The organism is Kluyvera sp. NPDC087067, from assembly GCF_044745165.1.
In the GTDB taxonomy this organism is placed as follows: Bacteria; Pseudomonadota; Gammaproteobacteria; order Enterobacterales; family Enterobacteriaceae; genus Kluyvera.
In genome coordinates this window covers 364,626-378,675 of sequence record NZ_JBIUZS010000003.1, presented here as the reverse complement: position 1 = coordinate 378,675, position 14,050 = coordinate 364,626, and the positions used below count along the sequence as shown (strand labels likewise).

Below are 14,050 nucleotides of genomic sequence, written 5' to 3'. Positions count from 1 at the left end.
AGCGTAAACTTTGTCGTATTCAGGCCGATAACCCAGATATTCATTTTACGTGTCGACATATTAAGGATTAAAAATGGCAAGCATTTCATCACTGGGAATAGGATCGGGCCTGAAGCTTGGCGATATTCTGGATAGCCTGACTGCGGCAGAAAAAGCCACATTGACACCGATAACAAAACAACAGTCATCTTATACGGCGAAGCTCAGCGGCTATGGCACGATGAAAAGCGCGCTGGAAGCGTTCCAGACCGCCAATACTGCGTTGTCAAAAGCCGATTTATTTACTGCGACCTCTACAACCAGCAGCAGCACCGCATTTAGCGCGACGACGACAGGTAACGCAATTGCCGGTAAATACACCATTAGCGTCACCCAGTTGGCACAGGCGCAGACCCTGACCTCAAATACCACTCAGAAAGACAGTAAAGCCGCCATTGCAACCAGTGACAGCGTCCTGACTATTCAACAAGGTGGCGATAAAAAACCGATCACGATCGATATCAGCGCGGCAAACTCTTCGCTGACCGGTATCCGCGACGCCATCAATAATGCTAAAGCCGGCGTAAGCGCCAGCGTGATTAATGTCGGGAACGGGGAATATCGCCTGTCTATTACCGCCAATGACACCGGTAAAGATAACGGGATGACCTTAAGCATCACCGGCGACGATGCTCTGAAAAGCTTTATGGGTTACGACGGCACCAGCGGCGGCATGAAGGAAAGTGTTAACGCGCAGAACGCTAAGCTGACCGTTAACAACGTCGCCATTGAAAACAGCAGCAATACCATCAGCGATGCGTTGGAAGATATCACGCTGAACCTGAACGACGTCACCAGCGGCAACCAAACGCTGACTATCACCCAAGACAATACCAAGGCACAAGATGCGGTTAAGGCGTGGGTCACTGCATACAACGCCTTGCAGGATACCTTTAGTACTCTGACTAAATATACTGCTGTTGACCCCGGTTCTGATGCTCAAAGTACCACTAACGGTGCGCTGATTGGCGACTCTACGCTGCGCACTATCCAGACTCAGTTAAAAAGCGTGTTGAGCAATACCCTGAGTTCATCATCTTACAAAACCCTGGCGCAGATTGGTGTGACCACCGATCCAAGCACCGGAAAGCTTGAAATCGATGATAAAAAACTCACCGAGGCGCTGAAAAAAGATTCTGCGGGCGTCGGTACGCTTATCGTCGGCGACGGCAAAAAAACCGGTATCACCACCGCTATCGGCAGCAATCTGACTAGTTGGCTCTCCACCACTGGGATCATTCAGGCCGCCAAAGATGGCGTGAGCAAAACGCTGAACAAACTCACTAAAGATTACAACACTGCCAGCGATCTTATCGATCAAAAGGTGGCGCGATATAAAGCACAATTTACCCAGTTGGATGTCCTGATGTCTTCGTTAAATAACACCAGCAGCTACTTAACGCAGCAGTTCGAATCCACCAGCAGTTCTAAATAATCATCACTATCGGGAGAGACCGTATGTACGGGGCAAAAGGTACGCAGGCCTACGCACAGATTGGAGTTGAAAGCGCGGTTATGAGCGCCAGCCAACAGCAGCTGGTCACGATGCTGTTCGATGGCGCGCTCAGCGCGCTGATTCGCGCCCGCCTGTTTATGCAGGACGGTAACTTGCAGGGGAAAGGTAACTCGCTGTCTAAAGCTATCAACATCATCGAAAACGGCCTGAAAATTGGCCTTGATGAAGACAGCCGCGACGAGCTGACGAAAAACCTATTAGCGCTTTATGCCTATATGGTCAGACGCCTTTTGCAGGCTAATCTGCACAATGATGTCAACGCCGTGGAAGAAGTTGAAGGCCTGATGCGCAATATCGCCGATGCCTGGAAGGAATCTTTACTTACGCCTAATTTGATTCAGGACGCCGTCTAATGAGCCACGCACCGCATCTTTATCTCTCGTATCAAAAGCTGGTTGAAAAAAGCAATATGATGCTGCGACTTGCCACAGAAGGATTGTGGGACGAACTGATTGCCAGTGAGATGGACTATGTTAATGCGGTGCAGAATATTGCTCAATTAACCCAGGACAACCAGCCCAACGACCCGCTTCAGGAACAGCTTCGCCCGCTTTTACGCGCCGTGCTGGATAATGAAAGCAAGGTAAAACGTCTGCTGCAGGCGCGAATGGATGAACTGGCGAAACTGGTCGGTCAGTCGTCAATACAAAAAACGGTGATGACCACCTATGGCAACCAGGGTGGCTACGTGCTGGTTCCGCAGGATAATGTTGACAGTAGCCATTGAGATGCTGTGCTCCGGGTCTGACGACGCCGGAGCAGCATTGTTATTGCGGTAGTGCCGACGCCAACGGCGTTTTGGCCAACGCTGCCGCACACTCAACCGTAGGACGCTCCACGCGTTGTAACGTCATTCCGTCGTACTCTAGGGTGTTGCCATCACGTTCGACCGCATACACATCGAGTTTGCGCGTTACGTTATAGAGATCGTCGCCGCGCAGGGTCAATTTACCCGGTAGCGCAATCACCCGCTGCCACTGACGACAGTCCAGCGTGTCACCCTCAGCGGTGACGATTAAACTGCCCATCGCTTCAGGGCTGATTAATGCGCTCTGCGGCCCCATGGTCTGCCAGTAACCTGCCAATCCTGTCGGTGCCGGCGTTTTCACCACGGCGGAATAATCTTCAATCCGCGCACAGCCCGCCAGCGTCAACAGCGCCACCACAATGGCTAATTTTTTCATTATTCATCCTGTTTCGGGAGAAAAAAACAGGAACATTATAGCGTTAAACTCGGGAGCGTTTCACGGTAATTGACTGAATTGAAGTGTTGTCTTAAAGCGCGCGGTTACGGCCTTCGAAATTGAGCAAACCAGGAAATGCGGCGCTGGCTACGCCAATCATCAGATATTCCAGGAAAGTCAGGCGGGTCGCCCCAAATTGCGCCCAAATACCCGTGCTCGTTTTATCCCATGCCTGACACCAAAAATAGACAGGTTCTTTCAGAACTGGCGTTGTCGTCGGATAGCTGACAAACAGCGTCTCCGCCCAACGCTGATATTTAATCGTCTGTTTCACCGGTAAATGTCCGGGAAGGACAACGGCGCTAAGATCGCCAATATGATAGGCATAACTATCCCCCCAGCGCGCAAATTTGCCGGTATCAATATGCAAATCTTTAATATTGGCGGATACCGGATTACGGGTGCCTTTCGATTCCGTCTTGCCAATATAGAGGGGAACAACTTTCCCGCCACGGAGGTAGAACATCATATAAATCAACCCATCATAGCGGTTGTCCTGTTCCAGAAAACCACTATGAAGCCGATCGGTTTGTTGCAGAATCAATGCATCCATCTGGGCTGAGCGCTTGAGAATAGGAATGGCTGCTTTACCGCGTAATTTTACCGCTACGGCCCCGTTCTCATCGGTTTCAAAAAGCGGCACGGCATCGCGCGCGACATTTAAACCCGCACAAAAGTTATCCCATAAGGATAATGGCATTTCAAAGCCCCCTGTTTAGTGAACGGAAAAATTCGCTGGGCAGTGTACACCCGGATATCGCCGTTCGCACGGGGTTAAAGGGCAAAACCCTCACGATAAACAGAGAAGATAAATCAGAGCGTTGTTGAGAGAATCGTTCTTTATGTTAAGCATCACGGTGGCGAAATCTCGCCACCCATGTCAAACCTAGACCTGCATGCCCATCACTTCCTGATACGCACTCACCAGCTTATTACGCACCTGAATTCCCATCTGCAACGAGACTGACGCTTTTTGCAAATCGGTCATCACATCGTTTAGCGCAATACCCGGCTCGCCCAGCGAGAACTTCTCAGCTTGGGTGCGGGCGCTGGCCTGCGCCTCGCTCACGCGGTCGAGGGCGGCGTGCAGCTGCCCGGCAAAACTGATGGTTGGCTGTGTATCGACGCTTTGATTGCGTGCCATCGACGCCGTTGCCTGCAGCTGTGACAAAACGCCTTCAATACCCTGAATCGCCATCTTGACTCCCAGATTGATTTTAACCTGTGAACGAGCTTACCAGCTTGTCAATAAGATAAAGGCGCTAAATAGCGCTATAAAAACGGGTTATTTGGCCCATCGAAAATTGCAAAGCGTCAAATAATGGCATGGCTGTCTTTATGTGTTCTGACCTGGGAGTCTGCTTTGTTTTCGTTCACGTTTAACGCCATTGATCAGGATCAACGAGGTGCGCAATGAGCGCCAGTGCTACGGCTACACCACAAAATAAAACCCAGGAATGGGTCAATCGCCTGCGCGCTAATCCAAAAATCCCGCTGATGGTGGCGAGCGCTGCTGCGGTGGCTATCCTCGTGGCAATGGTGCTTTGGGCGAAAGCCCCGGACTATCGCACGCTGTTTAGCAACCTGTCTGACCAGGACGGCGGCGCTATCGTCAGTCAACTGACCCAGATGAATGTCCCCTACCGCTTTGCCGATAATGGCGGCGCGCTGGAAGTTCCGGCGGATAAAGTCCATGAACTACGTCTGCGCCTGGCGCAACTGGGGCTGCCAAAAGGCGGCAGCGTCGGCTTTGAACTGCTCGATCAAGAAAAATTTGGTATCAGCCAGTTTAGTGAGCAGGTGAACTATCAGCGTGCGCTCGAAGGCGAGCTGTCGCGCACCATTGAAACGCTCGGGCCGGTGAAAAGCGCGCGGGTGCATTTGGCCATGCCAAAACCCTCGCTGTTTGTGCGCGAGCAAAAGTCCCCTTCCGCTTCCATTACCGTTAATCTCGAACCGGGCCGTGCGCTCGATGAAGGACAAATTTCAGCGGTCGTGCACCTGGTCTCCAGCGCGGTTGCCGGTTTACCGCCGGGCAACGTCACGCTGGTCGATCAGGGCGGTCATTTACTGACCCAGTCCAATACCAGCGCGCGTGACCTCAATGACGCGCAGCTAAAATATACCGCCGATGTTGAAGGCCGCGTGCAGCGCCGCATCGAAGCGATTCTTGGGCCGATTGTCGGCAACGGCAACGTGCATGCGCAGGTCACCGCGCAGGTTAATTTCGACAATAAAGAACAGACCGACGAACAGTATCGACCAAACGGCGACGCCAGCCAGGCCGCGATTCGTTCACGTCAGGTGAGCGAAAGCGATCAGAGCGGTAGCCCGTACCCGGGCGGCGTGCCCGGCGCGCTGTCCAATACTCCGGCTCCCGCGCCATCGGCCCCTATCTCCACCCAGCCTGCAAACCAGACGGCCAATGGACAGAATGCGCAAAACGGCGCATCACGCACCACCACGACCAGTGGCCCGCATAACAGCCAGCGCAGTGAAACCAGCAACTTTGAAGTTGACCGTACCATCATGCACACCAAAAAGAACGTCGGCGATGTGCAGCGTCTTTCGGTCGCCGTGGTGGTCAACTATCGCAATCTGCCGACCGGTAAACCTTTGCCTTTGACCAACGATCAAATGAAGCAGATTGAGGATTTAACCCGCGAAGCGATGGGCTTCTCCAGCACCCGCGGCGATACGCTGAACGTGGTCAATTCGCCGTTCAATGATACCGAGGAAAGCGGTGGCGAACTGCCGTTCTGGAAGCAGCAAGCGTTTATCGACCAGTTAATGTCGGCCGGACGTTGGTTACTGGTGCTTATCGTGGCATGGCTGCTGTGGCGCAAAGCGATTAAGCCGCAGCTACAACGCCGCGAGCAGATAGCCCAGGCTGCCATTGAACAGAACAAGGCACAACAGGAAATTCAGGAAGCCGTTGAGGTACGCCTGAGCAAAGATGAACAAACGCAGCAGCGCCGTGCCAACCAGCGTCTGGGCGCTGAGGTGATGAGCCAGCGTATTCGTGAAATGTCTGATAACGATCCGCGCGTGGTGGCGCTGGTCATTCGCCAATGGATGAATAACGACCATGAGTAATCTTTCCGGGATCGACAAAAGCGTCATTTTGCTGATGACGATTGGCGAAGACCGCGCCGCCGAGGTGTTCAAGCACCTCAACACGCGTGAAGTCCAGCAACTGAGTACCGCCATGGCGGGCGTAAAGCAAATTTCCAATAAACAGCTTACCGACGTGCTGGCCGAGTTTGAGCAGGAAGCAGAGCAATTCGCGGCGCTGAGCGTCAACGCCAACGAATACCTGCGTTCAGTGCTGGTCAAAGCGCTGGGCGAAGAGCGTGCCTCGAGTCTGCTGGAGGATATTCTCGAAACTCGCGAAACCACCAGCGGCATCGAAACGCTTAACTTTATGGAACCGCAGAGCGCCGCCGATATTATTCGCGACGAGCATCCACAGATTATTGCCACCATTCTGGTGCACCTTAAACGCGGTCAGGCAGCCGACATTCTGGCGCTGTTCGATGAACGCCTGCGCCACGATGTGATGCTGCGTATTGCCACCTTCGGCGGCGTACAGCCAGCCGCACTGGCAGAACTGACCGAAGTGCTGAACAACCTGCTCGACGGCCAGAACCTCAAGCGCAGCAAAATGGGCGGCGTAAGAACGGCGGCGGAGATCATCAACCTAATGAAAACGCAGCAGGAAGAAGCGGTTATTTCCGCCGTGCGCGAGTTCGATGGCGATCTGGCGCAGAAAATTATCGACGAGATGTTCCTTTTCGAAAACCTGGTCGAGGTCGACGATCGCAGCATCCAGCGCCTGTTGCAGGAAGTGGACTCCGAATCGTTACTTATCGCGCTCAAAGGTTCCGAGCCACCGCTGCGCGAAAAATTCCTGCGCAATATGTCCCAGCGTGCGGCCGACATTCTCAGAGACGATTTGGCCAACCGTGGCCCGGTGCGTTTGTCTCAGGTGGAAAACGAACAGAAAGCGATTCTGCTGATTGTCCGTCGTCTGGCCGAAACCGGCGAGATGGTGATTGGCAGCGGAGACGACACCTATGTCTGATACCACACCGTGGAAAGTCTGGCAGCCTGACGATCTCGCGCCCCCCTCCGCGCCCGAGTTTACGCCACTGGTCAGCGACCCGCTGGATGAGGTGACGGAGGAGATTTCAGCTGAACAGCTACAACAGCAGCAGCTGGCGCAGTTACAAATTCAGGCCCATGAACAAGGCTATCAGGCCGGGCTGCGTGAAGGTCACGCCGCCGGACAACAGCAGGGTTATCAGGAAGGGCTGGCGCAAGGACTTGAGCAAGGGCTGGCACAGGCGAAACAAGAGCAAGCGCCGATTCATGCCCGTATGCAGCAACTGGCGAGCGAATTCCAGCACACGCTGGATACGCTGGACAGCGTTATCGCCTCGCGTTTAGTGCAAATGGCGCTGGAAGCGGCGCGGCAAATCGTCGGACAGGTTCCGGTGACGGATAACAGCGCGCTGATAAAACAGATCCAGTCGCTATTGCAGCAGGAGCCGATGTTCACCGGTAAACCGCTGTTGCGCGTGAGCCCGGAAGATCTGCCGCGCGTTGAAGAAATGCTGGGCGCGACTCTCGACCTGCACGGCTGGCGGCTGCGCGGCGACCCGACCTTGCATCCCGGCGGCTGTAAAGTCTCCGCTGATGAAGGCGATCTTGATGCCAGCGTCGCCACCCGCTGGCAGGAACTGTGCCGCCTGGCGGCACCGGGGGCGTGCTGATGACCGTCCGTCTGACCCGCTGGTTAAATACGCTGGATAACTTTGAGGCGCGCATCGGGCAGCTTCCTGCCGTGCGTCGTTACGGTCGCCTGATCCGCGCAACCGGTCTGGTGCTGGAGGCTACCGGCCTGCAACTGCCGCTGGGAGCAACCTGCATTATCGAACGCCAGCAGGGCACGGAAATGCAGGAAGTTGAAAGCGAAGTGGTCGGTTTTAACGGTCATCGTCTGTTTTTGATGCCGCTGGAAGAGGTTGAAGGCATCTTACCCGGCGCACGCGTTTACGCGCGAAATATTGCCGGTGAAGGTCTGCAAAGCGGCAAACAATTACCGCTCGGCCCGGCGCTGCTTGGGCGCGTACTGGACGGCAGCGGCAAACCGCTCGATGGCCTGCCCGCGCCGGATACGACAGAGACCGGGGCGCTGATAACACAACCTTTTAACCCGCTGCAACGAACGCCGATTGAACACGTGCTGGATACCGGCGTGCGGCCGATCAACGCCCTGCTCACCGTCGGGCGCGGGCAACGTATGGGGCTGTTTGCCGGTTCCGGCGTCGGTAAAAGCGTCCTGCTCGGCATGATGGCGCGCTATACCCGCGCCGACGTGATTGTGGTCGGGCTTATCGGCGAGCGCGGTCGCGAAGTCAAAGATTTTATCGAGAATATTCTTGGCACCGAAGGCCGCGCGCGTTCGGTAGTCATTGCCGCGCCCGCCGACGTTTCACCGTTATTGCGTATGCAGGGCGCCGCCTATGCCACGCGCGTGGCGGAGGATTTCCGCGACCGGGGTCAACACGTGCTGCTGATTATGGACTCCCTCACCCGCTACGCGATGGCGCAGCGTGAAATCGCGCTGGCCATTGGCGAACCCCCGGCCACCAAAGGTTATCCGCCGTCGGTGTTCGCCAAGCTGCCCGCGTTGGTTGAACGTGCCGGTAACGGTATCTCCGGCGGTGGCTCCATTACCGCCTTTTATACCGTGTTGACCGAAGGCGATGATCAGCAGGATCCGATTGCCGACTCCGCGCGCGCCATTCTCGACGGTCACATAGTGTTGTCGCGACGGCTGGCAGAGGCCGGGCATTATCCGGCGATTGATATTGAAGCCTCGATAAGCCGCGCCATGACCGCACTCATTACGGAACAACATTACGCGCGGGTGCGTCATTTCAAACAGTTGCTCTCCAGTTTCCAGCGTAACCGCGACCTGATAAGCGTCGGTGCCTATGCCAAAGGCAGCGACCCGATGCTCGACAAAGCCATTACGCTCTGGCCGCAGCTGGAAGCCTTTTTGCAGCAAGGCATTCTTGAAAAAGCAGACTGGGAATCGTCAATCCAGCATCTGGAATTGATTTTCCCAACGTCTTAGTGATGCATGAGGATCATAAACATGGCTCAGCACGGTGCATTAGCAACGCTTAAAGAACTGGCAGAAACCGACGTCGACAATGCCGCACTGGCGCTGGGCGAGATGCGCCGCGGCTGCCAACAAGCGGAAGAGCAGCTAAAAATGTTGATGGACTATCAGCTTGAATACCAGAACAACCTGAACAATGACATGAGTCAGGGAATTGCCAGCCTGCGCTGGCAGAACTATCAGCAGTTTATCCAGACGCTGGAGAAGGCCATCGACCAGCATCGCCAGCAGCTCGTCCAGTGGAATAAGAAAGTGGAACAGGCGTTGAGCTTCTGGCGAGAGAAAAAGCAGCGTCTGCAAGCCTGGCAGGCGCTACAGGAAAGGCAGGCGTCAGCAGAATTGCTGGCCGAAAACCGCCTCGACCAAAAGAAAATGGATGAGTTTGCCCAACGCGCTACCTTGAGGAAACCGGAATGATCACCCTGCCAAACCTGGTCGTCAGCGACACAACTCTTACCGGCGCGGACAGCGCGGCAAAAACCGCGGGCGGCCCTGAGGATTTTCTCAGCTTGCTGGCGGAGACCTTATCGCAAGGTACCCCCCTTAGCGACATCAAAACCCAGCTCATCGCCAGCGATGACGCCGCAGCGCCGCGTGACATCAAAGCCTCGGGGCAATCGCTGACCGAGTGGCTGGTTTCACAAGAGGCGCTGCGCACGACGGGCGATAACGCCCTCAATACGGCGACGCCCGACGATGCGCAGACGCTACTCGGCTCACTGGCTGCTCATCTGAAAAGTGAACTGGCGGCGAGCAAAGAAAACGGCAGCGCAAAAGAGGCTCAAGATGACGACGGTGAAGTGAAGCTCAGCGATGAAGATATGAACAGCCTGAGCGCGCTGATGGCAATGCTTCCGGTGATGCCAGCCGCGCAGCCCGTCCAACAGACGGCGGTTGCCGGGGCGCCAGCACAAGCAGGTGATGCGCTCAATACGCTGACCGCTTCGCTTAATCGGGGCAACGTTAAGGCGGATGTTTTAACCGATAGCCAGGGCGCACCGATGACAGCCGCGCAAACCGACCTTCGTGCCCCAGCAGTGACTCCGGCTTTTACGGTTGCCACGCAGAAACTGGAAACCGAAAGCGCGCCTAGCCCAGCCGCGCCGACGACAACGCTTACCCCTGTTACCAGCCAACTGCTCACCCCGGCGGCAACGTCCGCCGCCGCGGCTACCGCCAATATTCATGCCCAGTTGGGCACCCCCGACTGGCAGCAGAATGTCAGCCAGCACGTGACCCTGTTTACCCGTCAGGGACAGCAAACGGCTGAACTGCGCTTGCACCCGGAATCATTAGGCCAGGTTCATATCACCCTGAAAGTAGAAGATAACCTGGCGCAGATCCAGATGGCGTCACCGCATAGCCACGTTCGCGCGGCGCTGGAAGCCGCGCTCCCCGTTCTGCGTAGCCAGCTTGAAGAAAGCGGTATTCAATTGGGCCAAAGCAATATCAGTAGCAACGGTTTTGCCGGACAGCAACAGCCGTCGTCTCAGCAGTCATTCACCTCACGTTCTGAGACAAGCCATGGCGAAACCGCAGACGATGGCGATATTTTACCCGTTCCCGTCGCGCTGCACGCCGCGGCCCGAGGAGACAATGCGGTAGACATCTTTGCTTAAACGCCCGAGGTAGCATGATTATTCCCGTCTTTTCCACGCTTTGACCCGGGCGGGAGGCGGGATAATCATCTGATAAGCTCTAACAGGAAGACCGCATCAAATGACTGACACCGCAATCACAAAAAAGAGCAAACGCTCCTTGTGGATCCCACTTCTGGTTCTGGTAACGCTCGCCGCCTGCGCCACCGCAGGCTACAGCTACTGGCGTTTTGAGAATAAGACCGCCGCTGCCGCGCCAAAAGAAGCGCCGCCGCCAGCCGCACCGGTCTTTTTCCCGCTGGATACCTTTACCGTTAATCTGGGTGATGCCGACCGCGTACTTTACGTTGGCGTCACGCTGCGGATGAAAACGGAAGCCGACCGTGCGCGTCTGAACGACTATCTGCCCGAAGTTCGTAGCCGGATGCTGCTCCTGCTCTCGCGTCAGGATGCGGCTAAGCTCGCCACCGATGACGGTAAAAAACAGCTCGCTGCCGATATTAAAGCAACGCTGAGCGCTCCGCTGATTGCCAGTCAGCCTAAACAGGACATCACCGACGTTCTGTATACCGCCTTTATTCTGCGATAGCGCTATGGGCGACAGTATTCTTTCTCAGGCCGAAATTGATGCGCTGCTTAACGGCGACAGCGAAAACGCCAGCGAGCCTCTGGCGAGAGCGGTGGGCGAAGATGATATTCGTCCCTACGATCCCAACACCCAGCGCCGGGTTGTTCGCGAGCGCTTGCAGGCGCTGGAGATTATCAACGAGCGTTTTGCGCGCCACTTCCGTATGGGGTTATTTAACCTGCTGCGTCGCAGTCCCGACATTACCGTGGGGGCCATTCGCATTCAGCCCTATCACGAGTTTGCCCGTAATCTGCCGGTGCCAACCAACCTCAACCTGATTCACCTGAAACCGCTGCGCGGAACTGGCCTCGTGGTGTTCTCGCCGAGCCTTGTGTTTATCGCTGTCGACAACCTGTTCGGCGGTGACGGTCGTTTCCCGACCAAAGTCGAGGGGCGCGAATTCACCCACACCGAGCAGCGCGTCATTAACCGAATGCTGAAGCTGGCGCTGGAAGGCTATAGCGACGCATGGAAAGCGATTAACCCGCTGGAAGTGGAGTACGTGCGTTCAGAGATGCAGGTGAAATTCACCAACATCACCACGTCGCCAAACGATATTGTGGTCAACACCCCGTTCCATGTGGAAATCGGCAACCTGACCGGCGAGTTTAATATCTGCCTGCCGTTTAGCATGATTGAGCCTTTGCGCGAGCTGCTGGTTAACCCGCCGCTTGAAAACTCACGCCATGAGGATCAGAACTGGCGGGAGAATCTGGTGCGTCAGGTGCAGCACTCGGAGCTGGAGCTGGTGGCGAACTTTGCCGATATTTCGCTGCGTTTATCCCAAATACTGAAATTAAAACCCGGTGATGTGCTGCCGATTGATAAGCCCGATCGCATTATTGCCCACGTCGATGGCGTCCCCGTGCTGACCAATCAGTACGGTACCGTCAACGGCCAGTATGCGCTGCGCGTAGAACATTTGATCAACCCGATATTGAATTCGCTGAACGAGGAACAGCCCAAATGAGTGATATGAATACTCCACCCGATGACAACAGCGGATCCGTGGACGATCTGTGGGCTGAAGCGCTAAACGAGCAACAATCAACCAGCAGTAAAGGTGCCGCCGAAGCGGTATTCCAGCAGCTGGGCGGCGGCGATGTCAGCGGAACGTTGCAGGATATCGACTTGATTATGGATATCCCGGTCAAACTGACCGTGGAGCTGGGACGTACCCGGATGACCATTAAAGAGCTGCTGCGCCTGACGCAGGGTTCCGTAGTGGCGCTGGACGGCCTGGCCGGTGAGCCGTTGGATATTCTGATTAACGGTTATCTGATTGCGCAGGGCGAAGTGGTGGTAGTGGCGGATAAATACGGCGTGCGTATCACCGACATCATTACGCCGTCTGAACGTATGCGCCGCCTGAGTCGTTAATATGAAACCACAGCCCAGCTTAACGCATCCTGCATCTTCTGCCGCACCGGCGCACACCGCTGCGCCGGTGAACGTCACGCATGCCAATGAGCCGATGACCTCGCCGCTGATTCAGGTCAGCGGCGCGTTGCTGGGCATTATCGTGCTGATTCTTGCCGCCGCGTGGGTGGTCAAAAAAGTGATGCCGGGCGCATTGAAAAATCGCCCGGTAAATGGGCTGGCAGTCAGCGCGAGCACTTCGCTGGGGAATCGTGAGCGGGTAGTGATTGTCAACGTTGACGATGCGCGCCTGGTTCTCGGCGTCACCGCACAGCAGGTGACGTTGCTGCATACTTTACCCCCGGCGCCCGTGGAGACTCAGCCATCGCCTGCCGTACCGGAATTTGCGTCACTGATGAAAAACATGCTTAAGCGCCCAGGGAGATCCTAATGCGTCGCCTCTATTCCCTTGCCCTGGGCGGGCTATTAATGCTCTCGCCTTCTGCGTTTGCTGAACTTCCTGGCTTAATCAGCCAGCCGCTGGCTAATGGCGGCCAAAGCTGGTCTCTGCCGGTTCAAACGCTGGTGTTTATCACCTCGCTGACGTTTATCCCAGCCATTTTGCTGATGATGACCAGTTTTACCCGCATCATTATTGTGTTTGGCCTGCTGCGTAGCGCGCTCGGAACTCCGTCCGCCCCGCCCAATCAAGTGATGCTCGGCCTGGCGCTGTTTCTGACCTTTTTCATCATGTCGCCGGTTATCGATAAAATTTATACCGACGCCTACCAGCCGTTTAGCGAAGATAAAATCACCATGCAGGATGCGCTGGAAAAAGGCGCTCAGCCGCTGCGTGAGTTTATGCTGCGTCAGACGCGGGAAGCCGACCTGGCGCTGTTTGCCCGGTTAGCGAATAGCGCTCCCATTCAGGGGCCGGAAGCGGTACCGATGCGTATTCTGCTGCCAGCCTATGTCACCAGTGAGCTAAAAACCGCTTTCCAGATTGGTTTCACCATTTTTATCCCCTTCCTGATTATCGATCTGGTGATTGCCAGCGTGCTGATGGCGCTAGGGATGATGATGGTACCGCCCGCCACAATTGCCCTGCCGTTCAAGCTCATGCTGTTTGTACTGGTCGATGGCTGGCAGCTGCTGGTCGGTTCGCTGGCGCAAAGTTTTTACAGTTAAGGAGTATCCATGACCCCTGAATCCGTCATGATGATGGGCACCGAAGCGATGAAAGTCGCTCTCGCGCTTGCCGCCCCGCTGCTGCTGGTGTCGCTGGTGACCGGTCTGATTATCAGTATTTTGCAGGCCGCGACGCAGATTAACGAAATGACGCTGTCGTTTATTCCTAAAATTATTGCCGTGTTTATTGCCATTATCGTGGCCGGGCCGTGGATGCTGAATCTGCTGCTGGACTACGTGCGTACCCTATTCAGTAACCTTCCTTACATCATCGGTTAAGCGACG

18 protein-coding genes are annotated in these 14,050 nt (G+C 55.4%); 15 read left to right on the top strand and 3 right to left on the bottom strand.

Annotation, left to right across the window (positions count from 1 at the left end; translation table 11 throughout):
• Positions 1-73: 73 nt before the first annotated feature.
• From fliD to fliT, 3 genes are read left to right on the top strand one after another with little or no spacing between them, the layout of a single operon-like run.
• Complete coding sequence (fliD, locus tag ACIPDS_RS10525) at positions 74-1,474, top strand: flagellar filament capping protein FliD (protein ID WP_400735246.1); 1,401 nt, start codon at positions 74-76, stop codon at positions 1,472-1,474.
• 23 nt (positions 1,475-1,497) lie between these two features.
• Positions 1,498-1,908, top strand: a complete 411-nt coding sequence (fliS, locus tag ACIPDS_RS10520; RefSeq protein WP_166513503.1) for a flagellar export chaperone FliS — start codon at positions 1,498-1,500, stop codon at positions 1,906-1,908.
• Positions 1,908-2,282 (top strand): flagella biosynthesis regulatory protein FliT, encoded by a 375-nt coding sequence (fliT, locus tag ACIPDS_RS10515; RefSeq protein ID WP_400735244.1) that lies wholly within the window; start codon positions 1,908-1,910, stop codon positions 2,280-2,282. Before fliS ends, fliT begins: the two co-directional genes overlap by 1 nt.
• Before the next feature lie 40 nt (positions 2,283-2,322).
• Here fliT and yedD read toward each other — a convergent pair whose 3' ends face one another.
• From yedD to fliE, 3 genes are all read right to left on the bottom strand, one after another.
• Positions 2,323-2,739, bottom strand: a complete 417-nt coding sequence (gene yedD, locus ACIPDS_RS10510) for a lipoprotein YedD (RefSeq protein WP_400735242.1) — start codon at positions 2,737-2,739, stop codon at positions 2,323-2,325.
• 91 nt (positions 2,740-2,830) lie between these two features.
• Complete coding sequence (locus ACIPDS_RS10505) at positions 2,831-3,499, bottom strand: hypothetical protein (RefSeq protein ID WP_400735240.1); 669 nt, start codon at positions 3,497-3,499, stop codon at positions 2,831-2,833.
• Positions 3,500-3,685: 186 nt separating this feature from the next.
• Positions 3,686-3,997 carry a flagellar hook-basal body complex protein FliE gene (gene fliE, locus ACIPDS_RS10500; RefSeq protein ID WP_400735238.1) on the bottom strand — a complete coding sequence of 104 codons (312 nt, stop codon included), beginning with the start codon at positions 3,995-3,997 and terminating at the stop codon, positions 3,686-3,688.
• Positions 3,998-4,212: 215 nt separating this feature from the next.
• On the opposite strand from fliE, the gene fliF reads away from it, so the two are divergent.
• From fliF to fliQ, 12 genes are all read left to right on the top strand, one after another.
• Positions 4,213-5,895, top strand: a complete 1,683-nt coding sequence (gene fliF, locus ACIPDS_RS10495) for a flagellar basal-body MS-ring/collar protein FliF (protein WP_400735236.1) — start codon at positions 4,213-4,215, stop codon at positions 5,893-5,895.
• Positions 5,888-6,883, top strand: coding sequence for a flagellar motor switch protein FliG (gene fliG, locus ACIPDS_RS10490; RefSeq protein ID WP_166513497.1), 996 nt, complete (start codon positions 5,888-5,890; stop codon positions 6,881-6,883). The genes fliF and fliG overlap by 8 nt, the downstream gene beginning before the upstream one ends.
• Entirely contained in the window at positions 6,876-7,574 is a 699-nt protein-coding gene (gene fliH / locus ACIPDS_RS10485) for a flagellar assembly protein FliH (RefSeq protein WP_400735233.1), read from the top strand. The genes fliG and fliH overlap by 8 nt, the downstream gene beginning before the upstream one ends.
• Positions 7,574-8,944, top strand: a complete 1,371-nt coding sequence (gene fliI / locus ACIPDS_RS10480) for a flagellar protein export ATPase FliI (RefSeq protein WP_400735231.1) — start codon at positions 7,574-7,576, stop codon at positions 8,942-8,944. The genes fliH and fliI overlap by 1 nt, the downstream gene beginning before the upstream one ends.
• A 21-nt stretch (positions 8,945-8,965) precedes the next feature.
• Positions 8,966-9,409, top strand: coding sequence for a flagellar export protein FliJ (gene fliJ / locus ACIPDS_RS10475; protein ID WP_166513494.1), 444 nt, complete (start codon positions 8,966-8,968; stop codon positions 9,407-9,409).
• A complete protein-coding gene (locus ACIPDS_RS10470) occupies positions 9,406-10,611 on the top strand; it encodes a flagellar hook-length control protein FliK (protein WP_400735229.1) in 1,206 nt (401 codons plus the stop codon). The genes fliJ and ACIPDS_RS10470 overlap by 4 nt, the downstream gene beginning before the upstream one ends.
• A gap of 100 nt (positions 10,612-10,711) precedes the next feature.
• Complete coding sequence (gene fliL / locus ACIPDS_RS10465; RefSeq protein WP_166513492.1) at positions 10,712-11,179, top strand: flagellar basal body-associated protein FliL; 468 nt, start codon at positions 10,712-10,714, stop codon at positions 11,177-11,179.
• A gap of 4 nt (positions 11,180-11,183) precedes the next feature.
• Positions 11,184-12,188, top strand: a complete 1,005-nt coding sequence (fliM, locus tag ACIPDS_RS10460) for a flagellar motor switch protein FliM (RefSeq protein WP_400735226.1) — start codon at positions 11,184-11,186, stop codon at positions 12,186-12,188.
• Positions 12,185-12,598: a flagellar motor switch protein FliN gene (gene fliN, locus ACIPDS_RS10455; protein WP_400735224.1), complete on the top strand. Its 414-nt coding sequence runs from the start codon at positions 12,185-12,187 to the stop codon at positions 12,596-12,598. Before fliM ends, fliN begins: the two co-directional genes overlap by 4 nt.
• Before the next feature lie 94 nt (positions 12,599-12,692).
• Positions 12,693-13,028, top strand: a complete 336-nt coding sequence (fliO, locus tag ACIPDS_RS10450) for a flagellar biosynthetic protein FliO (RefSeq protein ID WP_400735596.1) — start codon at positions 12,693-12,695, stop codon at positions 13,026-13,028.
• Positions 13,028-13,765, top strand: a complete 738-nt coding sequence (gene fliP, locus ACIPDS_RS10445) for a flagellar type III secretion system pore protein FliP (RefSeq protein ID WP_166513488.1) — start codon at positions 13,028-13,030, stop codon at positions 13,763-13,765. Before fliO ends, fliP begins: the two co-directional genes overlap by 1 nt.
• A 9-nt stretch (positions 13,766-13,774) precedes the next feature.
• On the top strand, positions 13,775-14,044 hold the full coding sequence (fliQ, locus tag ACIPDS_RS10440; protein WP_062778154.1) for a flagellar biosynthesis protein FliQ: 270 nt from the start codon (positions 13,775-13,777) through the stop codon (positions 14,042-14,044).
• Positions 14,045-14,050: the final 6 nt, after the last annotated feature.